General features: G+C 40.1%; 21 protein-coding genes and 1 other annotated feature. Of the genes, 15 read left to right on the top strand and 6 right to left on the bottom strand.

Features of this window, described 5'->3' with window-relative positions:
- Positions 1–220 precede the first annotated feature (220 nt).
- From murC to ccpA, 7 genes are all read left to right on the top strand, one after another.
- Positions 221–1,534 carry a UDP-N-acetylmuramate--L-alanine ligase gene (gene murC, locus NST12_RS12465; protein ID WP_003355686.1) on the top strand — a complete coding sequence of 438 codons (1,314 nt, stop codon included), beginning with the start codon at positions 221–223 and terminating at the stop codon, positions 1,532–1,534.
- Positions 1,535–1,740: 206 nt separating this feature from the next.
- Positions 1,741–2,532, top strand: coding sequence for a 2,4-dienoyl-CoA reductase (gene fadH, locus NST12_RS12460; protein WP_174521046.1), 792 nt, complete (start codon positions 1,741–1,743; stop codon positions 2,530–2,532).
- A gap of 768 nt (positions 2,533–3,300) precedes the next feature.
- Entirely contained in the window at positions 3,301–3,783 is a 483-nt protein-coding gene (locus tag NST12_RS12455) for a DUF948 domain-containing protein (RefSeq protein WP_341101403.1), read from the top strand.
- Positions 3,784–3,826: 43 nt separating this feature from the next.
- The gene (locus tag NST12_RS12450) at positions 3,827–4,306 is read left to right on the top strand and encodes a YtxH domain-containing protein (protein WP_341101401.1); all 480 of its coding nucleotides are present in this window, start codon (positions 3,827–3,829) and stop codon (positions 4,304–4,306) included.
- A 173-nt stretch (positions 4,307–4,479) separates the two neighbouring features.
- Complete coding sequence (gene ytxJ / locus NST12_RS12445) at positions 4,480–4,794, top strand: bacillithiol system redox-active protein YtxJ (protein WP_082142326.1); 315 nt, start codon at positions 4,480–4,482, stop codon at positions 4,792–4,794.
- Between the two features lie 412 nt (positions 4,795–5,206).
- Positions 5,207–6,283, top strand: a complete 1,077-nt coding sequence (locus NST12_RS12440; RefSeq protein WP_327824315.1) for a bifunctional 3-deoxy-7-phosphoheptulonate synthase/chorismate mutase — start codon at positions 5,207–5,209, stop codon at positions 6,281–6,283.
- 445 nt (positions 6,284–6,728) lie between these two features.
- Entirely contained in the window at positions 6,729–7,727 is a 999-nt protein-coding gene (gene ccpA / locus NST12_RS12435; RefSeq protein ID WP_003355677.1) for a catabolite control protein A, read from the top strand.
- A gap of 268 nt (positions 7,728–7,995) precedes the next feature.
- On the opposite strand, the gene NST12_RS12430 is transcribed toward ccpA, so the two are convergent.
- Genes NST12_RS12430 through NST12_RS12420 form a run of 3 tightly spaced genes read right to left on the bottom strand, consistent with a single transcriptional unit; the run spans position 7,996 to position 10,463 of the window.
- Positions 7,996–9,153 carry an acetoin utilization protein AcuC gene (locus NST12_RS12430; RefSeq protein WP_040342026.1) on the bottom strand — a complete coding sequence of 386 codons (1,158 nt, stop codon included), beginning with the start codon at positions 9,151–9,153 and terminating at the stop codon, positions 7,996–7,998.
- On the bottom strand, positions 9,150–9,797 hold the full coding sequence (locus NST12_RS12425) for an acetoin utilization AcuB family protein (protein WP_040342025.1): 648 nt from the start codon (positions 9,795–9,797) through the stop codon (positions 9,150–9,152). Before NST12_RS12425 ends, NST12_RS12430 begins: the two co-directional genes overlap by 4 nt.
- Before the next feature lie 33 nt (positions 9,798–9,830).
- Positions 9,831–10,463 carry a GNAT family N-acetyltransferase gene (locus tag NST12_RS12420; protein WP_341101399.1) on the bottom strand — a complete coding sequence of 211 codons (633 nt, stop codon included), beginning with the start codon at positions 10,461–10,463 and terminating at the stop codon, positions 9,831–9,833.
- A 257-nt stretch (positions 10,464–10,720) separates the two neighbouring features.
- Here NST12_RS12420 and acsA point away from each other — a divergent pair, with 257 nt between their 5' ends.
- Together acsA and tyrS are read left to right on the top strand one after the other, a co-directional pair.
- Complete coding sequence (acsA, locus tag NST12_RS12415; protein WP_048623841.1) at positions 10,721–12,439, top strand: acetate--CoA ligase; 1,719 nt, start codon at positions 10,721–10,723, stop codon at positions 12,437–12,439.
- A 301-nt stretch (positions 12,440–12,740) separates the two neighbouring features.
- Positions 12,741–12,951, top strand: a binding site (T-box leader).
- Positions 12,952–13,010: 59 nt separating this feature from the next.
- Positions 13,011–14,267: a tyrosine--tRNA ligase gene (gene tyrS / locus NST12_RS12410; protein WP_048623840.1), complete on the top strand. Its 1,257-nt coding sequence runs from the start codon at positions 13,011–13,013 to the stop codon at positions 14,265–14,267.
- A gap of 176 nt (positions 14,268–14,443) precedes the next feature.
- On the opposite strand, the gene rpsD is transcribed toward tyrS, so the two are convergent.
- Positions 14,444–15,046 carry a 30S ribosomal protein S4 gene (gene rpsD, locus NST12_RS12405; protein ID WP_003355671.1) on the bottom strand — a complete coding sequence of 201 codons (603 nt, stop codon included), beginning with the start codon at positions 15,044–15,046 and terminating at the stop codon, positions 14,444–14,446.
- Positions 15,047–16,019: 973 nt separating this feature from the next.
- Between rpsD and NST12_RS12400 the strand changes: the two genes are divergently transcribed.
- Entirely contained in the window at positions 16,020–17,849 is a 1,830-nt protein-coding gene (locus tag NST12_RS12400; RefSeq protein WP_341101396.1) for a sensor domain-containing diguanylate cyclase, read from the top strand.
- A gap of 72 nt (positions 17,850–17,921) precedes the next feature.
- Here NST12_RS12400 and NST12_RS12395 read toward each other — a convergent pair whose 3' ends face one another.
- Positions 17,922–18,407, bottom strand: a complete 486-nt coding sequence (locus NST12_RS12395) for a GAF domain-containing protein (RefSeq protein ID WP_003355668.1) — start codon at positions 18,405–18,407, stop codon at positions 17,922–17,924.
- Between the two features lie 312 nt (positions 18,408–18,719).
- On the opposite strand from NST12_RS12395, the gene refZ reads away from it, so the two are divergent.
- On the top strand, positions 18,720–19,367 hold the full coding sequence (gene refZ / locus NST12_RS12390; protein ID WP_003355667.1) for a forespore capture DNA-binding protein RefZ: 648 nt from the start codon (positions 18,720–18,722) through the stop codon (positions 19,365–19,367).
- Here the strand turns inward: refZ and hisJ are convergent.
- Positions 19,360–20,187 carry a histidinol-phosphatase HisJ gene (hisJ, locus tag NST12_RS12385; protein ID WP_341030064.1) on the bottom strand — a complete coding sequence of 276 codons (828 nt, stop codon included), beginning with the start codon at positions 20,185–20,187 and terminating at the stop codon, positions 19,360–19,362. The two genes, refZ and hisJ, sit on opposite strands and share 8 nt — an antisense overlap.
- 649 nt (positions 20,188–20,836) lie before the next feature.
- Between hisJ and ezrA the strand changes: the two genes are divergently transcribed.
- The 4 genes from ezrA to NST12_RS12365 all read left to right on the top strand — a co-directional run bounded on the left by ezrA (position 20,837) and on the right by NST12_RS12365 (position 25,372).
- Positions 20,837–22,534, top strand: coding sequence for a septation ring formation regulator EzrA (ezrA, locus tag NST12_RS12380; RefSeq protein ID WP_048623836.1), 1,698 nt, complete (start codon positions 20,837–20,839; stop codon positions 22,532–22,534).
- A 212-nt stretch (positions 22,535–22,746) separates the two neighbouring features.
- A complete protein-coding gene (locus NST12_RS12375) occupies positions 22,747–23,889 on the top strand; it encodes a cysteine desulfurase family protein (RefSeq protein ID WP_048623835.1) in 1,143 nt (380 codons plus the stop codon).
- A 2-nt stretch (positions 23,890–23,891) separates the two neighbouring features.
- Positions 23,892–25,094, top strand: a complete 1,203-nt coding sequence (gene thiI / locus NST12_RS12370; protein WP_048623834.1) for a tRNA uracil 4-sulfurtransferase ThiI — start codon at positions 23,892–23,894, stop codon at positions 25,092–25,094.
- A gap of 74 nt (positions 25,095–25,168) precedes the next feature.
- Positions 25,169–25,372 (top strand): alpha/beta-type small acid-soluble spore protein, encoded by a 204-nt coding sequence (locus NST12_RS12365; RefSeq protein WP_003355662.1) that lies wholly within the window; start codon positions 25,169–25,171, stop codon positions 25,370–25,372.
- Positions 25,373–25,402 lie beyond the last annotated feature (30 nt).

Genomic DNA, 25,402 nt, shown 5'->3' with positions numbered 1-25,402 from the left:
TTTTAAATCTTGAATGAGCCATGAAACATTCTTTTTGAAAATTAAGGTCGTGAAAATGGATTGAAACAAAGACAAGAAAAAAGGAAAAATCCTATTAATAGTCACGAGCCTGAAAAAGTGCTATAATGTTTCAATATGAAAAGCTCATTATCCATTTTGAGCAAAGGGAACCAAAATTACATATAATGCTTATTGATAGACGATTGTTGGAGGGTCTGTTATGACAACATATCACTTTGTAGGAATTAAAGGATCGGGGATGAGCGCCCTCGCCCAAATTTTGTTCGATAAGGGCTATAAGGTGCAGGGTTCTGACATTGAAAAATACTTTTTTACTCAAAAAGCTCTGGAAGATGCCGGAATTCCGATTTATCCCTTCAGTAAAGACAACATTAAACCTGGTTTAACGGTTATAGCAGGAAATGCATTTCCTGACACACATGAAGAAATTCAAGAAGCGTTAAAACTTGGATTGCCGGTAATCCGTTACCATAAATTTTTAGGGGAATTTGCCCGCAAGTTTACAAGCATTGCTGTGGCAGGCGCTCACGGGAAAACATCGACGACAGGGTTAATGGCGCATGTCATTGGCGGGGCAAAACCTACTTCTTATTTAATCGGTGATGGTACTGGGAAAGGCGTTAAGGACGCCGAATATTTTGTTTTTGAAGCTTGTGAGTATCGGCGCCATTTCTTATCCTATTATCCCGACTACGCCATTATGACCAATATCGATTTTGACCATCCTGATTATTTTGCGAATATCGATGATGTTTTTTCTGCCTTCCAGCAAATGGCGATGCAAGTGAATAAAGCCATTTTTGCTTACGGTGATGATGAACTGTTACAAAAAATTCAAGCGAAAGTTCCCGTTGTGTATTATGGCTTTGGCGAAGAGAACGACTTCCAAGCTCGAAATATTAAGCATACAAAAAATGGTACGACATTTGATGTATTTGTTAGAAATACGTTTTATGGCTCTTTTGAAATTCCCTTGTTTGGCGACCATAACGTTTTAAATGCTCTAGGAGTAATAGCTGTTTGCCAATATGAAAATATTGATACGGAAATCGTCAAAGAACGGCTTCTTACTTTTGAAGGGGTCAAAAGAAGATTCACCGAGAAAAAAATGGGAACGCAAATCATTATTGATGACTATGCACACCATCCAACGGAAATCAAGGCAACGATTCATGCTGCACGTCAAAAATATCCTGATCGGGAAATTGTGGCCATTTTTCAGCCTCATACGTTTTCAAGAACTCAGGCCTTCTTAAATGATTTTGCTCAAAGCCTTAATGAAGCTGATTCTGTTTATTTATGCGAAATTTTCGGTTCAGCACGTGAAAACCATGGCAAACTGTCTGTAAAAGATCTTCAAGAGCGGATTTCAGGAGCGCAAATTATTGAAGAAGAAGACACGTCTCCGCTCTTAAAGCATGAAAATGCGGTTCTCATCTTTATGGGAGCGGGAGATATTCAAAAATTCCAGCTTGCCTATGAAAAGCTGCTAAGCAACACTTTGAAAAAATAGACAATGATGTCATGATAGTCATCGATTAGGAAGTCTGAATGTTTTAGAGCTGACTTAGAGCCCGGCCTTTTCTCCACGCTGGGATGGCGTTAGGAGGCGGCAGGCTTTAAGTCTGCTCTTTTTTTAGATGATCGGCCTTTCAGTTTATTTTAAAGTATGGTAAAATAAAAATTATCTGATTATTCTTTCTATTTAAACAAGGGGGGATAGAGTTGAAAGATCGTGTTGTGATCATAACAGGCGGATCAAATGGGATGGGAAAATATATGGCGAAACATTTTTTTCAAGAAGGAGCGAAAGTCGTTATTACAGGAAGAAATGTTGAAAGGCTGGAGCAGGCAAAAAAAGAGATAGAATCACAGGGAAATAGTGAGATATTGACGATTGCCATGGATGTCAGAAATCCGGATGATGTAGATAAAATGGTCCGAGAAACGGATCAAAAGTTTGGAAGAATTGATGTTTTAGTGAACAATGCCGCAGGAAATTTCATTTGTCCGGCAGAAAAATTATCCGTCAATGGCTGGAAAGCGGTGGTGGATATTGTCTTAAATGGAACCTTTTATTGTACAAGAGCGGTAGGAAAATATTGGATCGAAACGAACAGCAAAGGTAATGTTCTGAATATGGTTGCGAATTACGCTTGGCAGGCAGGCCCAGGGGTGGTTCATTCCGCTGCGGCGAAGGCCGGGGTTCTCTCGCTCACTAGAACGCTTGCGGTAGAGTGGGGCACCAAATACGGCATTCGGGTAAATGCCATAGCTCCCGGTCCTATTGAACGAACAGGAGGAGCAGACAAGCTGTTGGATTCTGAGGAGACGGAAAGAAAGGTTATCGACAGCGTGCCGTTGAAACGATTAGGAACGCCGGAAGAAATCGCTGCTTTGGCTGCTTTTATGGTTTCAGACAAAGCTTCTTATTTAAATGGAGAATGCATATCTTTAGACGGGGGGCAGTGGTTGAAGCAGCCGGTGTTTTTATTTGACGAGTCAAATTAGCTTGAATGTTTTTAGAAAAGCAAGAAGACTTTCGTAAGAATTTTGACAAGAAAAAGCAAGGTACTTCCCCACGCAGGGGTTGGCCGGTACTCTATTATAGACCATGTAAATTGAAATTCTATCACACCGTTTTTCGACCGCTGATAGGAGAATTGTTTGTAGTATGGCTGCCGAAGAAAGCCGGCGCTTTTTAAAAAGGGATTTTGAACATTTATTTCTCGCTAAAAGATGCGTTTTTATTCTTGTCAGTAATGGAATTGAAGCCCATTCAAACATAAAAAGAAATCGTTTTCCGTTTTGAAAACTTCTATTTTGCATGTTTCATTGAATGATGTGGCAAATATCCTCTTCGAAATGCAGTATGATATGGACTTGCATGTTTCTCCAGTGCATATCCCTTTTGTTGCCATCTGTAGATTTTTCTTCATTCTTCTAAAAAACGATGAGTCCGTTTGTTTAAAAACATCGGTTTCGTAATAATCTGTTACAAGTTCCGGCCACACTTACGCTGCAGCTTGATATAGGTGGATGCAACATTGGAAAAACTCCTCGATTTATTCATTGGATAAGGCTCGACTCTACTTTATAGTCTCATAAAATCCATAAAATAGAATGGTCATCAGATTATAGCGAATCTTGATGATGAAATTGACGCCTCCCTAAAAGAAATAGTAAAATTTATGAAGGATTCGCGAAAAAGAAGTATATTTTAGAAGTTTCATTTTTTCGCCGAAATTCAATGAACAATAAGTTGAGGAGGTGTTTAAAGTGATTGTCATTTTGTACGTAAGTGTGGCGGTGATCGCTGTTGCATTTCTTATTTTAGCTCTTAGTGTTTCCAGAACATTAAGGTCGGTTGACAGTACTTTAAACAGTGTATCAAAAATGTTGGACGGCTTGGAAAACCAGTTGAAAGGAGTCACCCAAGAAACGGCTGAACTTTTACATAAAACGAATGAGTTGGCTGAGAATATTGGGGAAAAAACGAAAGAACTGAATTCGGTCGTTTACGCAGTGAAAGGCATTGGCAGTTCGATTGAGACGTTCAATCAATCTTTGAAAAAAATCACAACGACGGTAGGGTCGCAATTAGAAAAGAATCAGAATAAAATTTCACAGGTGGTCCAATGGAGTCAAGTCGTCAAACAAGTATTGGATAAATGGAAGCGTAAAGAAGAGTCGCCGGCTGCCCAAACACAGAATAACACCGTATCTGAAAGCCGCGGTTCGATAGAGAGGGCTAGAAATTAATTCCTGATTTTTCCATCTTACAATATGAAAAGGAGTGAGGAATGTGGAAAATAAAGAAAAAAGAAACTCATGTGGATTTTTAGCCGGTGCATTTGTCGGAGGAGTCATTGGAGCTGCAGCCGCCTTGATTCTCGCCCCCAAATCCGGAAAAGAATTAAGAAGGAATTTAACTGGACAAGCAGACGTTTTTAAAGAAAAAGCGTCTAGTTGGGTAGAATTAGCCAAAGAAAAAGGAATACAATGGACATGTTCAGCAAAAGAAAAAAGCAGTGAATTAGCTTCAGCTACAAAAGATAAGGCGGAACATTTATCCAAAACGGTGCAATCAAAATCCGGTGAAATGGCAGGCAAAATTCAAACGATCACATCGAATGCGAAAGAAAAAACGATTCAGATGGCGGATAAAGTGAGCCAACGATTTCAATCACAAAATGGCCAAACTTTAGACGAAGTAAGCAAAAAACTGGAAGAAACGAAACGGGCGTTTGAAAAAACTGAAAAATCGGTTAATAAAAACGATTAATTTGATGTGGGAGCGGTGAAATGGTATGATGTTTTCACCCTCTTTTTTTTGTCAAACTAGTTTTTTGTTATATGAGTCTATCAAGTGATGACGGTATTTAAAATTCATGTGATCGGCTTTCTTTGTATAAAAAGGCTGGCTGCCTTCCAATAATGATTGCAAAGGTGATGATTATGAATAAAATAGAAACCATTGAACAGTTTGAACAATTGCTGACAAGGGAACCACGCGTGTTCTTTTTAAAGCATAGTCTGACGTGTCCCATAAGTGCTCATGCTTATCGAGAAATGGACCAATTTTTGCGCGAACATCCAAGAGAAAAGGGGTATTTTTTAGCTGTCCAAGAATCCCGGGAGCTATCCAATTACATCGCTCGAAAATTTGGAATCCAACATGAGTCGCCACAAGCCTTCCTTTTCATTAATCAGCGTCCGGTATGGTATGATTCTCACTACCAAATCACGGCTGACACATTGGCAAAAATTTAGATTCAGTGGAATTTCCAGTCTGTTTTTGCTGCGGTCAGTAGCATGCTGGCCGTTATTTTCATAATATTCATAAATAAAACCGGCATTTCTGCCGTTAGCGGCGGGGTGTCCAGCTTCGTTTTGAACCGTAAGAGATTTTGAAGCTGCCGCTAATCGTAGTTTATCTCTAACGGTTAAATGTTTTTATCAAAAAAGGCGTATTATCCAGTTTTTATACAGAATACTTTATCGCTTAAAAGCGTTTAATTGTTGAAGCAAATTTTTCGTGACAATTTAAAATATATGATTTATAATTATCACTAAATTATCGCCGGTGATAAAACTTATACCAGTGAAGGGCTGGGAATTCACTTTTGCTAGGTGTCATCATAAACTGAAAAATATTCAGCAAATTGAGAAGGGATTGAAGGTCGTGGGAAATCAAGAGCTCGAACAATTAAGACAAAGAGTGGATGAAATTAATTTAAAATTGCTCGAATTGATTAATGAACGTGCCAAAATTGTTCAAGAAATTGGACGTGCGAAATTGCCGCAAGGGGTGAACAAATACGATCCGGTTCGCGAAAGAAAAATGTTGAACACGATTATTGAGCGAAATGACGGACCGTTTGAAAACTCTACTATCGAGCATATTTTTAAAGAAATTTTTAAAGCGAGCTTGGAACTGCAGGAAGATGATCATCGGAAAGCTTTGCTTGTTTCACGCAAGAAAAAACCGGAAGATACGGTTATTGAAATTAACGGTGAATTAGTAGGCGCAGGGCAGCCAACGTTTGTATTCGGTCCATGTGCCGTTGAATCGTATGAGCAAGTAGCGGAAGTGGCTCAATCCATTAAGAACAAAGGATTAAAGCTTATTCGTGGAGGGGCGTTTAAACCACGCACTTCTCCATATGATTTCCAAGGACTTGGGTTAGATGGATTAAAAATATTAAAGCAAATCGCGGACGAATTTCAACTGGCGGTCGTCACAGAAATCGTCAATCCGGCTCATATTGAAATGGCGCTAGATTACGTGGACGTTATTCAAATCGGAGCCCGCAATATGCAAAACTTTGAACTTTTGAAAGCGGCAGGGTCTGTGAAAAAACCGGTTCTACTAAAACGCGGGCTTTCCGCTACTTTGCAAGAGTTCATGTATGCAGCAGAATATATAATGTCAAGAGGAAACGAACAAATTATACTCTGTGAACGCGGAATTCGCACTTATGAAAGAGCGACTCGCAATACGTTAGATATTACGGCAGTGCCAATATTAAAACAAGAAACGCACTTGCCAGTCTTTGTAGACGTAACTCATTCTACGGGCCGGCGCGACCTCTTGCTTCCGGCTGCAAAAGCAGCTTTAGCCATTGGAGCAGACGGTGTGATGGCGGAAGTTCATCCAGATCCGGCAGTGGCGTTGTCTGATTCCGCTCAACAAATGGATTTAAAACAATTCGACGAATTTTACAATGAAATTTTAAAAGCCGTTCCTGTCAAAGCATAGAAAGTAGACCTTTCTTATTCGCAGAGGAAAACGATGGCACTTAGACTAGAATAAGCGTACAGCAGTCTGATTCAACTGGTAGGACATACCATGTTGAATCAGACTTTTTTATTAGAATATGTCGTTTTTGGAAAAATAATAAGAAAGGGAGAAAAGAAAAGGCTATAATGAAGATGAAATGGAGATATTACAAAACAATAGAGAGGAAAGGCTGGATGATTGTCGGGATCATGCATTCAACTATAGCGATAAGAGTTTCTTGAATGGACTTTGCGGAAAAATCGCTTTACTTTTCATTGCATAATGAGAGGAATTTAAGGTATTATAGGAGAACGAGACCAGTTCGTAAACAATTTCACAAAGTTTTTTACAAGAAAAGCTTTTTATTTCCTAGGTTTTAATATAATAGAAATAAGAGGAAAAGTATGAAGGAGTGGGAAATGCAGTGACTGTTACGATATATGATGTAGCAAGAGAAGCGAATGTTTCCATGGCGACGGTTTCAAGGGTGGTGAACGGAAATCCCAACGTGAAACCAACGACAAGAAAAAAAGTGTTGGAAGTGATCGAAAGATTGGGCTATCGTCCGAATGCGGTAGCTAGAGGGCTGGCCAGCAAAAAAACGACAACAGTCGGTGTGATCATTCCCGACATTTCCCATATTTTTTATGCGGAACTGGCCCGAGGAATTGAAGATATTGCTACTATGTATAATTACAACATTATTTTGAGCAATTCCGATCAAAATAAAGAGAAAGAGATTCGTCTTTTAAACACGATGCTTGGCAAACAAGTGGATGGGATCGTGTTTATGAGCGGGACCATCACAGAAGAACATGTAAAGGAATTTGAACGTTCGTCTGTACCGATCGTTCTGGCGGGATCCGTTGAACAATCCAATCAAATCCCTTCTGTTAATATCGACTATAAACGGGCCGCTTATGAAGCCGTTGAAATGCTGACGAAAAAAGGGCATAAACGTATCGGTTTTGTGGCTGCACCTTTCAACAACACCATCAGCAAGGAATTTATATTCGAAGGTTATAAAGAGGCCTTGAAAGATGCCGGTATTTCTTGGAAAGAAGAATGGCTATTTGAAGGGGACTACACATATGACTCCGGAATGGAAGCTTGGGGAAAATTTCGGGAAAATGCAGAAAAGCCGACCGCTATTTTTGTCAGCAACGATGAAATGGCATTAGGCGTTATTCATGGAGCGCAAGATGACGGTGTTCATATTCCGGATGATCTGGAAATCGTTAGTTTCGAAAGTACAAAGCTCTCGGTGATGGTTCGACCGAAATTAACAGCTGTCGTACAGCCGCTTTATGACATAGGAGCTGTTGCTATGCGTCTGCTGACAAAATATATGAACAAAGAGGAAGTGAAAGACCATATTGTTATACTGCCACACCGAATTGAAAAACGGAATTCTACAAAATAAGGTCCAACAATAGCCAGCCACGATCTCCGTCGCTGGTTATTGTTGGGCCTATTGCATTTAGGAATATAATTTCCCCTTGCTTCTTTCAATCAAGAGGAAAGCAGGGACCATATTCAACTCCATTCACAAGAGACAAATAAAATAGTGATCTAATGCTCATAAGAAGAAACATAGCACCTGTTCCGCCAGTCGGATAGGTGTTTTTGATTGGTTCTTGTTTAAAAAAATGAAAATTCGAATAATATTTTTTATCAACTGACGGTTTCGTTTAATGTTCATGACGCAGCGGGTAAAGTGCTTTTTCTACGGTTAGGCGGTTTTTTTCCGTAATTTCCTGTTTACGGGGAATGGGTTTGTAGATTCCTTCAGGGTCTTCCCAAGCAGCAGGCAATGGAACAGGCGATTTTTTCGACCACTTCGATATCCATTTTTCTGGTAAAGGACCGTTAAAATGATTATTGTCGGTCATCTCCAGCCAAATTCGGGACCATGCCCGGGGAACGACTCTCCAAATATCATATCCCCCACCCCCTACGGCAATCCAGCGGCCGTCGCAATATTGATGGGCAATGGCGTGGGCCATTTTAGGAATGCGTTCATAAATTTTCATGGTAGTCGATAAGTGGGTCAAAGGATCATAATAGTGGGCATCCGCACCGTTTTGTGTCAAAATCACATCCGGTTTAAAATAGGCCGCGACTTCCCAAATGGCTGTTTCATACGCATGGAGCCAAGATTCATCTTCAGTGAAAGCATCCAAAGGGATGTTGAAGGAATAGCCGTAGCCTTTTCCGTTTCCCCTCTCGTTGATATTTCCAGTGCCCGGGAATAAATACCTTCCCGTTTCGTGGATGGACAACGTACAAACATTTGGATCATCATAAAAAGACCATTGCACACCATCGCCATGATGAGCATCGGTGTCTACATACAAAACCCTGGCATGATATTTTTCCAGCAAATACTGGATAGCGACAGAACTATCATTGTAGATGCAAAAACCGGAAGCTTTTCCGCGAAATCCATGATGCAGCCCTCCGCCTAAGTGAACGGCATGTTCGGCTTTGTCGGTCATGACCCAATCAACGGCTGTTAATGTTCCTCCTACCAACAGAGCGCTTGCTTCATGCATGCCTTTAAAAATGGGAGTATCCTCCGTGCCGAGCCCATATCCTTCGGCAATATCCGGGGATAGTTGTCCTTCTCCGGCTTTTTTTACCGCTTGAATATAAGAGGGATCGTGGATGAGGGTAAGCTCTTTTTCGGTGGCGATCCGCGGCGGAATGATATGTTCTTCTTTTAAGGCGTCAATGCTTTGCAATAAATCTATTGTCAAAGTGATTCTAAATTGATTGAACGGATGCTGATTATGGAATTTATAAGTTAATAGATCGTCTGAATAAATAAATACGGCCTTTTTTTTCATATGGAAATCCCGGGCATATTTGGCCATAAAACCGTATGCCCTTCCTTCTTTAATGCATGGATGAGTTCGAGAGGATTCATCGTTTGAACGCGAAAAACAAGAATTTTATATCGTTCATCCTTTTTGTCGGGATATACAAGAACGCTCAAAACATTGGCCTTCTGTTTATGAATCACGGTCACGACTTCGTACAGAATGCCTGTTTTATCAGGGACTTTTACTTCAATTTGGGACCCCGGCTGATTGGCTCCCGTCAATTCCACGAATGTATGGAGGACTTCTGTCTCGGAAAGGATGCCCACAAGTTTGCCGTCTTGGACAATGGGCAAACAGCCAATTTGATTGTCGTAGAAAAGATAAGCAACTTCTTCTACAAAGTCTAGAGGATGACCTGTCACCACTTTTTTGATCATAAAGGAATGAAGGGGTTTTTTCAGAATTTCTTCCCTTATTTCTTTTTGAAAAATGGAAGATGTGATATTTTTTAAATCCCGCTCGGTTACAAGACCAACTAAATGTTGTTTTTCATCCACAACCGGAATATGGCGGATTTTTTTAGATTTTAACAATTGAAGTGCATCTCGAATTGAAGCATCGGGGGGAAGGGTATAGACTTCCTTATTCATAATTTCTTCTACGATCATCATCATTTGCCTCCTTATCCTTTGACACAAACTTTAATACATAAAGCGGTTCATGAAACGAAGCTGATCGAATTTCTCAATGGATTGGGGGCTGACCCTTTTTCCTATCCTTGCCATCAAACAGTTGGCAGGGTGAGAACTGATTTCCGGATCATCGGTTGCATACCAAACAAGACCGCCGGCATTCATCATTTTTTCCATCACTTTTCGATATTCCCAAACATTTAAACCGGTGCCTTTTAAATCCCAATGCCAATAATATTCCGTCGTTATAATAATATAGTCTTCCATGGCATCATCCATCATGGAGACTCGCAAAAGATTCTTTCCTACTCCGAATCCCCGATATTCGGGAATTACTTCAATGGCTCCTAATTCAATAAGATCTTCCATGTTTCCTTCTGACCAGCGTTCTAGAGGATCAGGATATAGAAAGGTTACATAACCGACTATGGTTTGACGTTCCCGGGCGATGATAATTCTTCCTTCGGGGAGATCGGCAATTTCGATCAGCGCTTTATGCTGCTTTGAAGGCTGGCGAAAAGCGACTAAATCTTGATGAAACTCTAAGTTTGCCAGCGTGTTTGAGGAAATTGGACCTTCAATGATAAGTTCTCCTTTCGGAGTTTCCATTTTAAGAGAATGATATGTTTTTTTATGTTCCATCTGGTCACCACCTTGAAATCTTACTTTCATTATCTTATATAAGCACTATACCGGTAAACTATTTTTACAAACTTTTCAGATTGTTTTTGTTCTTTTGACAAAAATGGTATAATCAAGATAAGATGGAAAGGCAACGATGAAAAGAGGGAAATGACGGGATGGCAGAATCATGCAACATATGAAATTTTTAAAAAATTGAGAAAAAATAATAAATATAGTATAATAAAATTGTCATATTGAAAGGGGGAATCGGTCAAATGAGGTTGGAAGCGTTACCAGTCGTCGAAGGGGATTTCAATTTAAAAAATTATGAGGAAACTTATCAGTCGTTTGATTGGAAAGAAGCTGAAAAACATTTTTCTTGGTACGAAACGGGAAAAGTCAATTTGGCTTATGAAGCCATTGACCGCCATGTTGAGACTTTTCGCAAAAATAAAGTGGCTCTCTATTATAAAGACGCTGAAAGAAATGAAAAATATACGTTTAAAGAAATGAAAGAATGGACAAATCGGGCAGCAAATGTTTTGAAGGAGTATGGAGACGTTCAAAAAGGAGACAGGGTGTTTATTTTCATGCCCCGTTCGCCTGAACTGTATTTTGCCCTTTTAGGGACAATCAAGACCGGTGCCATCGTCGGTCCATTATTTGAGGCCTTTATGGAAGGGGCGGTAAGAGACCGGCTTCAAGATAGTGAGGCAAAGGTGCTGATCACTACAACGGAGCTTCTGCACAGGGTGCCCAAACAAGATCTTCCCGCTTTGAAAAAGATTTTTCTGGTTGGGAAAGATATTCAAGAAGATGAGACACATATCGACTTTTTGGCCAAACTGAAAAACGCCAGCAAACGGTTTGATATCGAGTGGGTCGATCGAAACGATGGTTTGATCCTTCATTATACTTCAGGGTCTACGGGAAAGCCAAAAGGTGTCCTTCATGTTCATAATGCGATGATCCAGCATTATCAAACAGCCAAGTGGGTGCTCGATTTGAAAGAAGACGATGTTTATTGGTGCACAGCGGATCCGGGCTGGGTAACGGGGACGTCTTATGGAATATTCGGACCTTGGTTAATGGGAGCATCAAACGTGATTGTGGGCGGACGTTTTAATCCTGAACATTGGTATAAGACGATTGAAGAGTTCGAGATTACCGTTTGGTACAGTGCTCCAACTGCTTTTCGCATGCTCATGGGAGCAGGAGATGAACTCGTGAAACAGTTCGATTTAAGTTCGCTCCGCCATATATTGAGCGTTGGTGAACCGTTGAATCCTGAAGTGGTGCGATGGGGAAAGAAAGTTTTTGATGTTCGCATCCATGATACGTGGTGGATGACGGAAACAGGAGCCATTATGATTTGCAATTATCCATGCATGGAGATTAAACCAGGATCCATGGGCAAACCGCTTCCCGGCGTGAAAGCCGCCATTGTGGATGACAGAGGAAACGAACTCCCTCCTAATCGGATGGGGAATTTGGCCATCAAAAAAGGTTGGCCTTCCATGATGTATACGATTTGGAAAAATAAAGAGAAATATGAATCTTACTTTTTAGCCGGAGATTGGTACGTATCGGGGGATTCCGCATATAAGGATGAAGATGGATATTTTTGGTTCCAGGGACGTGTGGATGATGTGATTATGACATCGGGTGAACGAGTAGGACCTTTTGAGGTAGAAAGTAAATTGGTAGAGCATCCCGCAGTTGCCGAAGCGGGGGTCATCGGGAAGCCGGACCCTGTACGCGGGGAAATTATTAAAGCGTTTGTTGCGTTAAGGGAAGGATATGAACCTTCTGATGAACTGAAGGAAGACATTCGCCAATTTATTAAGAAAGGCTTGGCGGCTCATGCCGCTCCGAGGGAAATTGAATTCCGCGACAAACTACCGAAAACACGAAGCGGAAAAATTATGCGCCGCGTCTTAAAAGCTTGGGAACTAGACTTGCCGACTGGCGACTTATCCACAATGGAAGACTAGTTCGAAATCGTTGTTTCATTGTCTGCATGTACAAAACGAAGTGAAGAGGTCTTTTCCTTCCTTTTGTGAAAAGGGCTGACTGTTTGCTTAGTCAGCCCTGTTTTTTGCTTTTGCTCATAAGAGAATGATTGACATTAAGGTCGTTGTCATAGCTAATGCCGAGATTTCTTCGATCCAAGTGATCCAACAAGCGGCTTGAATGGCAAATGACTTTGCCTAAATTTTTACGTCGCATTGACAATCCTATATAACTGTGATAAAAATTCATATATGAACGAATGTAGAATGACAAATGCATCGTGGAAAAGCCGTGAAGGGAATCAGTAGTTCGCTGTCTTTGCTTTCAGAGAGTCGGTGGATGGTGCAAACCGATACATGCAGTTGAACGAATTACCTCCCGGAGCTTTTGCCGTGAAAAGGAGAGTAGCGGCAAACGGTCTAAACCGTTAGCAATCAATGAGTGGAGAAGCAATTCTCAATTTGGGTGGTACCGCGCGAACAGCGTCCCTGCTTTTTTAGCAGGGACTTTTTTGCGTTTGGAAAAAATTTCTTGATCAAAGGAGGAACAACGGTGAATTTACTGGAAGAATTACAGTGGAGAGGGATCATTTACCAACAAACAGATGAACAGGATATTAAGGAGCTTCTTGAAAACGAAAAGATTTCGCTATATTGCGGAGTGGATCCAACGGCCGACAGTCTGCATATTGGACATTTGCTTCCGTTTTTGACACTTCGTCGTTTTCAACAGCACGGGCACCGACCGATTGTGCTGATCGGTGGAGCAACGGGGATGATTGGCGATCCAAGCGGGAAAAAAGAAGAACGCAAACTTCAAACGATTGAAACGGTTCAAGAAAATGTAAAAGGGTTGAAAAAACAATTAGAGAAAATTTTTGATTTTGATGGATCCAACGGAGCGGTGCTCGTCAATAATTATGACTGGACAAGTACGATGAACGTCATTACGTTCTTGCGTGATTATGGAAAATACATCGGCATCAATTACATGCTGGCAAAAGATACGATCGCTTCCCGCCTAGAAACCGGTATTTCGTTTACAGAGTTCAGCTACACGATTTTGCAAGGGATCGACTTTTTGCATTTGTTCGATGAGTATCAATGTAAATTACAAATCGGCGGAAGCGACCAATGGGGCAACATTACAACCGGATTGGAATTAATTCGAAAGATTCATGACGGAGCAAAAGCGTATGGTTTAACGATCCCGCTTGTGACGAAAGCAGATGGCACAAAATTCGGGAAAACAGAAAACGGTGCTGTTTGGCTGGATCCGGAAAAGACCTCTCCTTTTGAATTCTATCAATTTTGGATTAACACAGCGGATGAAGATGTAGTGAAATACTTAAAATACTTTACGTTCCTGACAAAAGAAGAAATTGAGGATTTGGAACAATCATTGAAAAAAGAGCCGCATTTGCGCAAAGCTCAAAAAGCGCTTGCGGAAGAAATGACCCGCCTTATTCATGGCCAAGAGGCGCTCAATCAAGCGATTCGCATTTCAGAATCGTTATTCAGCGGAGATATTAAACAATTATCAGCAGAAGAGATTAAACAAGGATTTAAAGATGTCCCTTCCTATGAAGTGAAGGAAACTCAAGAACTGGGTTTGGTTGATTTATTAGTCCAAGCAAAAATTTCTCCATCGAAACGCCAGGCTCGCGAAGATATTCAAAATGGAGCCATCTATATCAACGGAGAAAGAGTCACGGATACAAGCTATCAATTAACGGAAAATGACCGTATTGAGGGCCAGTTTACGATTGTCCGCAGAGGGAAAAAGAAATACTTTTTAATTAAATACTAAGAATAAAAACAGCGTCCTAAAAAGTCATGGGACGCTGTTTCTGTTATATGAATACGGATGTTAAAAGCTTTTTTCCTCAAAAGAGAAGAGATTCTTTCATTGAGGAATCGAAAAAAATGGGGAACCGACGAGCGAAGAAATGAAAAAAGAGCCTAAACAGGCTCTTTTTAAATTGATTAACGAGAGTAGAACTCAACGATAAGAGATTCGTTAATTTCAGCAGGAAGCTCAGAACGTTCTGGAAGACGAGTATAAGTTCCTTCTAATTTATCAGCATCAAAAGTTAAATATTCAGGAACGTAGTTGTTAGCTTCCACGGATTCTTTAATAATGTCAAGGTTGCGAGATTTTTCGCGAACACCGATGGTTTGCCCCGGACGAACTTGGTAAGATGGAATATCTACGCGGCTTCCATCTACAAGAATATGACCGTGGTTAACAAGCTGACGAGCTTGGCGGCGAGTACGCGCTAAACCGAGACGATAAACAAGATTGTCAAGACGGGATTCCAGCAAAATCATGAAGTTTTCACCGTGAACCCCTTTCATTTTGCCAGCTTTTACGAACAGATTACGGAATTGACGTTCATTTACTCCGTACATATGGCGTAATTTTTGTTTTTCTTGCAATTGAAGACCATATTCGGAAAGTTTTCTACGTTGGTTTGGACCATGTTGTCCAGGAGCATATGGGCGTTTTTCTAATTCTTTCCCCGTTCCGCTTAAGGAAATGCCAAGGCGACGGGAAATTTTCCATGTAGGGCCAGTGTAACGAGCCATGGAAAAACTCCTCCTTTATTTTATTTTGTTGTAAAATAAAAAACAGGCGTGAGACAGCAATTTTGGCCATTTTGTTTTCATGCACCATCGCCCCAGCAGCTAAGGGTTACGCGATGCACCTCATCCAAGATTTATTCTCATTGGATGTGAGGAACAAAATGAACGCAAAAATGTGTTCACAAAGGCTGCTTACTTTATTTTACACAAACCTCATTATATGTCGTCTTGTTGTGTGAGTCAAGGGCGTTTTAAGAAAAAGGTGAAAGTTGATTGGATAGCGAAAAGAAAGTGGGAGCACTGATTTCAGAATAAGGCATTGAAACGGAATCATTGCTTCAAAAGGATAGGATCAGCCTGCGAAATGAACTTGGAGTATCATTAAAATCGAAACAATGATTTCATAAGCAGCTGTGCTGAAATGAGTGTTTCTAATATGAAAATGAGAAAGACTGCCAAACTGCTTGCTTGAATCTGATCAATGAATTTTTTATTCCTCCTGTTTCTCTTTTCTGTTTTTGCATCCCCGACTAACTATTTTTATTGTCTTAATTAAAATTCGAGAGGAAGATAAAACTTATTTATTAGTGAAATAGTCATTTCTTTTTTCATATTTATGGAATTAAGGTAGTAAAAAAATAATAAATCAGGACAATGGAAAAAGTTTGAATAATATATATAATAATCTTTTTTTCTATGCTATACTATAAAGGATTGATTTGAAAATAATGCAAGGTGATTAAATTTATTTAATATTCCGAAAAATATTTAATTAAAAATCGTTTTGTATGATTGACATGGATCTAAATGAGGAAAATTTTATAGTTGGAAGGTACGAGTTTCAAAACCTTTACGTCAGTTGACGCAACATGATTGAAATGGAAACCGGGAATCCTTCCTTTTAAGCGTGCAGAGCTGTGTGGAGCTTTGCAGCCGCTGCAAAATCAATTGGATGGGAAACACAGGTGATTAAAGGATGGACGAAATCTTTTTGAAAAATATGATGACTTTGTACAAAGCGAAACTATATGAGCTTATCGTGGACCCGGATGAACAAAATGTTCAACAAAAATGGCTGAAATCTGTTTCTGACATTTTAAAGTCAGAAAAATTCCATTTTTTGGACAAAAGTTCGATGCAAACCGTTTCAAATGAACAGCGGAAAGAGATCGAGCATCTGTTTGAAAATAAACGATGGGTACAACGGGATATCCTGGATGTCAGTCGCTGCTATTCCGAATATTCGTTTGGCGTCCAGTTTCTTTGTGAACATGAAGTCTATGGCTGTTTATTTGTAAAAACTCCTTTGGAAGAAAAAATCACCGAAAGGTTTTTAAAAGAATTTACGGAAGAAAGCCATCGTTTTTTTCAACGTTATGCCTTTGTTTCTTCCATCTCGAATGGGGAAAAATTTTATAAAGAATTGTTTCAAGCAACAAAAAGATTTCATTCTTCAATGAATATTGAATGTGTATTAAACGAAATGGTGGACACCCTCAAACGCGTTTTTCCTCATTATTTTTATTCGTTAAATCTTACCATTGATAAAAATGACATAGAATTGCCCGTCCATTTATTTGAAATGGAAAATACTCGCTCTATGGCGATGGAAGCGTATGTAAGCGGCGAAGTAAAAGTGGAGCACTTAACGCAAGCAAACAAAAGTGTTTTATATGTCCCTATAAAAGGAAAGCAAGGGGTGTACGGACTTTTAAAAGTCGATTGTCCGCTTTTTCAATTGAACAACGAAAGAATTGAGTTTATTCGGCTGCTTGTGGAAACAGGTGGAAGCGCTTTGGAAAATGCCAAGCTTTATCAGCAATCGAGACGATTTATTGCCGATTTGCAGCTTATCAACGAAACATCGCGGCAGTTGAATTCCAATTTGCGCTTTTCCGATACTATATTGTTTTTGCAGTCCAAAATCCTTTCCTCCTTTGGAGCTTCTGCTTGCGGATTCATTTTTATAGAAAAAGATGGCTATAAAGTATTGGAAGGAAGCTCCCCGATTTTTTTGGATGAATCGGGAAAAATGTACATATCGTATGTAGGAAAGAGAATGGAAGAAGAAAAAGATTCGATATTTATTGGGGACATAGCCAGAAAAATAACGGATAGAAAATTTCCATATCGTTCATTAATGGCTGTCCCCATGTTTGAAAGCGACATGCTAAAAGGATTTTGCATTGTATTGAAAGACAGCGCCTATGGATTTACGTTTGATATGTATAAATTGCTGCAGTCCTTGATTTATCATTCCACATTGGCTTTGACCAATTCTCTTTTAAGAGAGGAACTTGAACGTCTTGTGATTACCGATTATTTAACGAATTTATATTCCCGAAACTATTTGGAGTCAAAGATGAGCGAGTCGCTGCAGAACGACGAACAAGGGAGCTTTCTTCTGATCGATATTGATGATTTTAAAAAAATCAATGACACGTACGGACATCAAGTAGGGGATGAGGTCATCGTTCAAGTGGCCAAAATTATTCAATCTGTCTCCGGTCAAAAAGGAATAGCTGCAAGATGGGGCGGAGAGGAGCTGTCTATCTATTTTCCTCATTTGACTGTGAATGAAGCAGAGAAACTTTCACAAAGGATAGTAGTAGAAGTGGAAGAAAAGACGAATCCGAAAGTGACGGTTTCTTGCGGAATGTCTCGATGGTACAAAGGAAGTGGAGAAGACGTAGAATCGTTGTTTAAAAAAGCCGACCAAGCACTGTACGTTTCGAAAGCAACCGGCAAAAACAAAATGACCATTAGTTATCATAGTGAAAACGACAGCAAAATGCCTTTTTCATAACAAGTCGGGATGAGGCGGATTCCAAATAAAATTTAGAATCCGCCTCTTTTTTTGAAAGCAAACAAGCCTTTCTTATAAAAATTCCACTAAAGCATGAACAAATTGTTCCAACATGCTTTGATCGATCTCATCAAAACGATTGATAATCGGACTGTCGATATCGAGAACACCGATTAACTGTCCCGCTTTAATCATCGGAACGACTATTTCCGATTGGGAAGCGGCATCACAGGCGATATGGCCGGGAAATTGATGGACATCTTCTACGCGGATGGTTTTTCGTTCTGCTGCGGCTGTTCCGCAAACCCCTTTTCCGAGCGGGATGCGGACGCAGGCCGGCAGTCCTTGAAACGGTCCGAGGACAAGTTCATTTTTTTCTTGTTCATATAAATAAAAACCGACCCAATTTATTTCTTTAAGAAATTGATTTAATAAAGCGGAAGCATTGCTTAAATTGGCGATTCTGTTCGTTTCGGACTCCATCAAGGCTTTCAATTGTTTGATGACGAGTTGATACTGCTCTTCTTTAGAGCCTTTGTACGTTTCTGCTTGAAACATCATGATCACCCTTCTCTCTGAAAATTCACGTCGATTCTGAAAGAAAATGTCGATAAAATTATAAAGGATTTTTACGTATGAATCCGAAATTTGATAAAGAATAAGTTTTACAGCTTTGATAGGTTGCAGACATAATCAATGGGCACGTCACCGTCATTCGCATCCTTGCAACAAAGAGAATCCCCGATTTCTCAAACGGGAAAGGCAAACAGTCAAAAAACAGAAAATTCTGATCGATCAATGAAATCAAAAATCCCAGTTTTTGTTTTGTCCTAAACATCGCGATCAATTAAGGAGAGAAGAGGGAAGAAAATGAACGCAACATTAAAGGAAACGAAAGAATTAATTATGGACGCAGCCATTGTTCTTTTTAATACAAAAGGCTATGACGGAACCGGGGTAAGGGACATAGCCAAAAAAGCGAAAGTGAACCCAGCGAATATCTCCTATTATTTTAAAGGAAAACAAGGATTATTGGAAGCGTGTTTAACCCAATTTTTTGAAGGCTATTTGTCTTGTCTGGAAGAAAAAGTATTTTTACTTGAAATGGCGCCCCCGGATGAATGTTTAAAACAAGGCTTGAAAAGCATACTTTCGTTTCAAAGAGAAAATCATTTATTGACTCGTTTTGTCTGGAGGGAAGTGTCTATTGACTCCCAAATCTCACGTGAAATTATTGCATCCTATTTAGTGAAGGAAAAATATCTTTTTCATTTGATTCTGGAACAAGGAATCAAAGAGGGAATTTTCGCCAATCTGCCGGAAAGTTTAGTGATCATTCAATTAAAATCGCTGCTGACGATGCCGTTTTTACAAAGTCAATATTTGCGGGAGGTTTGGCACACATTCCCTCAAGAAAAATATTTTGTTGAAAAATACATGATCATGATCGAGCGTTGGATCGACTCAACGTTATGCTCCTTGCAAGAAACGCGTCATTTTGACAGAAAAATTATTTGACTGTTTTGCCGGAGCCGTCCTCAAGAAGAGAAAAGATCATCTTTTTTCTGCCTTGGCCAAGATCCTTTGCTTGATGGGCGTCTGATCCATAAATAAGAGGGATGCCCATTTCAGCTGCTTTCAAAGCGATGTCATTCGACGGGTATGGTTCCAGACAATCCGGTTTGTGGACGCCTGCACCGTTGTAATCTAAGGAAAAGCTATTTTTCTTTACAGCCGATAAAATCGATTCAATCATATGGTCAAAAGATTTTCGGCAAGGAAATTTGTTTTGAAATTTGCGAACAAGCGTGACATGGCCGATTCTTGCCGGGCGATATGGGCCAAGATCTGCCGCTGTGGATTTTAATACCGTCTCGTAATAGCATTCATATGTCTTTTCAACGGAGCCGAAAACATCAACGATCTTTCCAAAGAGCTCAGCGCTGTAGTCAAGGCAGTACCACTCATTCCCTTTTTTTAGAAAGTGGACGGATAAAATGGCATCATCCAAAAGCGGCCCGTATCGATTCAAAAATTCTTTTGTTTTTTGCTCGTACCCCTCGATGTAATCCACTTCCAGTCCAATTTGGATATCAATGATCCCTTTATATTTCTTTTTCCATTCGGAAACTTCTTCTATGTAATCATCGATTTGGCCGGGATCCATACCGCTGTCTTTCGTCGGAGTCGTATCAATAAATCCGTCCGGAAGCGGGGCGTGTTCGGTAAAGGTTATTTTTTCAAAGCCAAGAGAAATGGCTGTTTCTATGTACGACTCGAAAGAATCATTGGTTCCGTGCGGGCAATAAGGAGTGTGAATATGACCATCGACCCTCATAAATAGTATTTCTCCTTTCAAATGCTCGAATTTATGATGGAAATAAGCTAAAATAAAGATTAGAAACGAAACCTTTATTATAATTGATCGGCAAAGTCAATTTTAATGAGAGAATCGAAAGTCGGATCCTCGATGAAAAGATATTTCTTTCGTATGAATAAAAGTGTATCAAATTTTTGAGTTTCCTGGTAAAAAATTAGAATTTATTTGTCAAAAAAGATCATTCACATGGTATCATATTTACATTAAGATATTTTTACGATAAAACGATGAACTATCCGTAACGGATCCTTGTTGGGTGAAGGGACAAGGATAAGTTATATACATATAAGAGCAGCGTTTGCCTTTGAATCAAAATATCTCACGGCGGGATTTGGCGGAAGGCAGAGAGCCGGAAGGGATTTTGTAACAGAGGCTTAAGCCGCAGAAGGATTAATAAAAAAGTGAGGCGACTGAAGGTGCGACAAGCACAAGACAGCTTGCGAGGTGGCGGTGTTTCAACCACCACAACAAGATGGGGGTTGACCTCGAGCACCTGGGAGCCACAACTGGATTAGTCCGTCCCCCTCTTTTACAGGCGGGAAATTATGGACAATAAAGCGGGGTTTATTTAGAGAAAGTACGGCATATGTGGAACAGGGGGCTTACGATGGAGTTCGTCATCGGCACATTCTTATTGATCATCATAATGGTCACAATAGGTTTCTTAATGAAAAGAAAAAAGTATCAAGTTGTAGATCAATTGGACAAACGCAAAATCGAAATTATGAATCGACCTGTAGCGGATGAATTGAAAAAAGTAAAAAAATTAAATATGACTGGACAAACGGAAGAATTATTTGAACGGTGGCGTCAAACATGGGATGAAATCATTACGACGGAGTTGCCGGCAATCGATGAAAAGCTGATAGATGCCGAGAGTTGCATTGACAAATACCGTTTTCGAAAAGCACAAGAAATCATGAGACAAATTGAAGAAAATTTGGACAGTGCAGAGGAGAAAATTGATAATTTATTGCAAGAGCTGAATGAACTAGTAGGCAGTGAAGAAAAGAACCGCAGAGATATGGAAGAGATAAAAGAAAAATATCGTTCCGCTCGAAAAAGACTGCTTGCTCATCGTCATACATACGGAAAAACCGCACCTATATTGGAAATAAAGCTTGATAGTCTGTCCTCTCAATTCGATCAATTTGAAGAACTGACCGCTGAGGGGAACTATTTGGAAGCAAGAGAGCTTGTATTGAATCTGAAAGAAGAAATGGCGGATTTGCTGCATAAGATGGAGCGTATACCGGTGCTGATTCCGGAATGCACAAGCTTGCTTCCTTCCCAGCTGGATGAGCTTGAAGAAGGATATAAAGAAATGGAAGAGCAAGGGTATATTCTTAATCATTTGCAGCTTGATAAAGAAATTGCGAGAATCCGGAAAGAGCTGGATCTTTATAAAGATTTAATCGCGAAAACCGAAATTCAAGAAGTAGAAGATTCGTTGAACGAGACGAGGGAAAATATTGACCTTCTGTATGAATTGTTGGAAAAAGAAGTGAAAGCAAAGCATGACATAATCCAAAACAACAACCAAACATTTGAGCTACTGCAAAAACTGAAAAAAAACAACAGAAAACTGAAAGAAGAAACCCAACTTGTTCAAGAAAGTTATCATTTAGTAGACGAACAAATTGATGTGCCAAAGAAATTAGATAAAGAATTGTCTCTGTTGGAGAAACGGTATGAAATCGTGTCCAGTAAAATATTTGCCAAACAGTCTGCTTATTCGCTGTTGAACGATGATTTAATGGAGATTCGAAAAAGCATTGAATCGCTTCAAGAAGAGCAGGAGAGATTTGCGGAGTTTTTAGGGAACTTGCGAAAAGATGAATTAGCCGCTAGAGATAAATTGGAAGAATTGAGAAGAATGATTCACGAATCCCATCGTAAAGTGGCGAAAAGCAATGTGCCCGGCTTGCCGGATTCCTATAAATCATTGATGGAGGATGCATCAGAACGAATCAATGAGGTCATTCAGTGCCTTCAAATGAAGCCGTTGAACATGAACCAAGTTCAAGACAAGCTGGAACTGGCTGTGGAAGCGGTGGAAGTTCTCAATCAAAAAACAGATGAATTGATTGAACAGGTGTTTTTGGCGGAAAAAGTCATCCAGTATGGTAATCGTTATCGGAGCCAATATCCGAACGTTCGGGAAAAACTGATAGAAGCGGAAAAAGCTTTTAGAAATTATGAATTCAGCGAGGCGCTTGAGCAAGCTGCAGCTGCAGTGGAAAAAGTGGATCCTCAATTTTTGAAAAAACTATCGGATCTATTGAATATGGATGGTAAAGACTAAAGAAAGCGGCTGATTCAAATGGATTTGGCCTCCCCATTTAAGAACAGGCTTAGATTGTGGGGAAGAGTTCGAATCTTACTTTGAATCGTCTGCTTTCTTTTTTTCTGTCTTTTAGAATGATAAGCTGCTTTCTTTCTGATTGTTCCCTACTTCAGGCTATGTTATTATTAGTATTTGAGTGTGAGAAATCATTCACAGAGAAGGTGTGAATTATGATTTACTTCGATAACAGTGCCACAACAAAACCATATAAGGAAGTAATGGAGTCATTTTTAAAAATAAATGAGAATTTTTATGCGAATCCGTCTTCCCTCCATTCTTTTGGAGGACAAGCGGAAAAATTATTGACTGAAGCGAGAAAGCAGATTGCTTCTTTGCTTCGTTGCAAACCAAGTGAAGTGTTTTTCACTTCCGGCGGAACAGAATCGAATAATTTGGCGATTAAGGGGACTGCGTTGCAATACCGCCATCGAGGAAACCATATTATCACGACTTCGATTGAGCATCCTTCCGTGCACAATGCATGCAAGCAGTTGGAGGATCTTGGCTTTGAAGTCACTTATTTGCCTGTGGATAAAAAAGGAATGGTTCGAGTGGAAGATGTGGAAAAAGCGATTCGGCCGGAAACCATTCTCGTTTCCGTTATGCATGTCAACAATGAAATTGGGTCTATACAACCGGTCGAAGAAATTGGAAAACTATTGAAAAATTTCCCGAAAATTTTCTTCCATGTTGACCATGTTCAAGGAGCGGGGAAAATTCCTTTGCCTCTGTCTGACGGAATCATTGATTTCTGTTCTATTTCCGCACACAAATTCCACGGTTTAAAAGGAACCGGCATTCTTTATATAAAAGAAGGCATTCGAATTTCGCCGCTATTTTCAGGAGGAAGCCAAGAAAAAAATGTGCGAAGCGGAACTGAAAACACCGGTGGGATTGTTGCCATGGCAAAAGCTTTGCGAATGACCATGGAAAAGCAAAAGACGGCTTTGAAAGAAATGGAAAATATTCGCCGTTATTTATTCAAGAGTTTGCGCTCTATAGAAGACGTCACGATTTATTCTCCGGATTCCGGGGCGCCTCATATCATTAATTTTGCCATATCCGGTGTTCGAGGCGAAGTGCTCGTTCATGCGCTGGAATCAAAAGGGATCTTTCTGTCGACTACAAGTGCTTGTTCTTCGCGGCAAAATCAGCCGAGCCGTACATTACTGGCTATGGGAGTACCGGAAAAAGAGGCAGATTTCAGCGTTCGCATCAGTTTATCGTATGAAAACACAATGGAAGAGGCAAAAGAATTTATCACGACGTTAAAAGAATTATTGCCTACGATTACGAAAACAAAGAGGAGATGACCATGATTTACGATCGCGTGTTAATTCGATACGGGGAGCTGTCGACAAAAGGCAGAAACCGAAATGTTTTTGTGACGAAACTGAAAAAAAATATAAAAGATATCATGAAAAATGAAGGGAATATCCAAATTCAGGCAGGAAGAGACCGCATGTATCTTCTTCTAAATGAGGCTTCCTATGAAAGAATCAAAGAAAAACTATCGAATGTTTTCGGAATTCAATCGTTTAGCCCGGTAGTACGGACGGAGAAGAACATCGAAAAAGTCAAAGAAGCAGCGCTTACGCTCGTTAAAGCCAATTTTTCGCCTGGGAATACGTTTAAAATTAATGCAAGACGTTCGGATAAGACGTTTGAAATCGATTCCCAGGAAATGAACTCTGTTTTGGGGGCTCACATTTTAAAAAACATAGACGGAATTAAGGTCGACGTGAAGCATCCTGATATTGAACTTTTAGTAGAGGTTCGAAAAGAGGGCGTATTTTTATCCTGCGAGTGGGTCAAAGGAGCTGGAGGACTTCCGGCCGGTGTAAGCGGAAAAGCAATGTTGCTGTTGTCGGGGGGAATTGACAGCCCTGTTGCAGGTTACATGATGATGAAACGGGGAGTAGAAATAGAGGCTGTTCACTTTTTTAGTCCTCCTTACACAAGCGAACGAGCTAAGCAAAAAGTCATTGATTTGGCGAAAAAATTAACATCCTTTGGTGGAACCATTAAACTTCATATTGTTCCGTTTACAGAAATCCAGCAAAAAATCCATGAAACGGTTCCGGCTAATTACACGATGACTTCGACAAGAAGATTTATGTTAACCATTGCGGATGAAATCCGGAAGAAAAACGGCGGACTTGCACTTGTCACTGGGGAAAGCTTGGGACAAGTAGCCAGTCAAACAATGGAAAGTATGCTGGCCATCAATGATGTGACCAGTACACCCGTTCTAAGACCGCTCATTGCCATGGATAAACTGGAAATTATTGAAATCTCTCGAAAAATTGGAACGCATGATATATCCATTCTTCCTTATGAAGATTGTTGCACTATTTTTACACCGCCTTCTCCAAAGACAAAACCAAAATTGGAAAGGGTGGAACACTACGAAAGCTTTTTTGATTTTGAACCTTATGTAAGAGAAGCGGTTGAAAAAACAGAAACGCTCTTGATCAGCGAAGAGTTTGAATCGAAAGAGTTTCAAGACCTATTTTGACGTATTGTGAACTGCATCGGGAATAAAGCGGACCGATTATGCACATTTTAATGAATACAGGGAGGTGAAAATGGATGGCTAGAAATAATCGGTCTAACCAGCTTTTAGTTCCCGGTGTAGAAAATGCTCTTGAACAAATGAAGGCAGAAATCGCGCAAGAATTTGGTGTGCAGCTTGGGCCGGATGCAACAGCACGCGCCAACGGTTCTGTCGGTGGAGAAATGACAAAACGATTAATCCAAATGGCAGAACAGCAGTTAAACGGTTTATCAAGATAAAGATACTATTTCCTTCGATAAAATGATTTC

Source organism: Bacillus sp. FSL W8-1127, assembly GCF_038006725.1.
In the GTDB taxonomy this organism is placed as follows: Bacteria; Bacillota; Bacilli; order Bacillales; family DSM-4216; genus Bacillus_O; species Bacillus_O smithii.
Note: the sequence above shows the minus strand (reverse complement) of the source record. Positions and strands in the feature narration are given on the sequence as shown.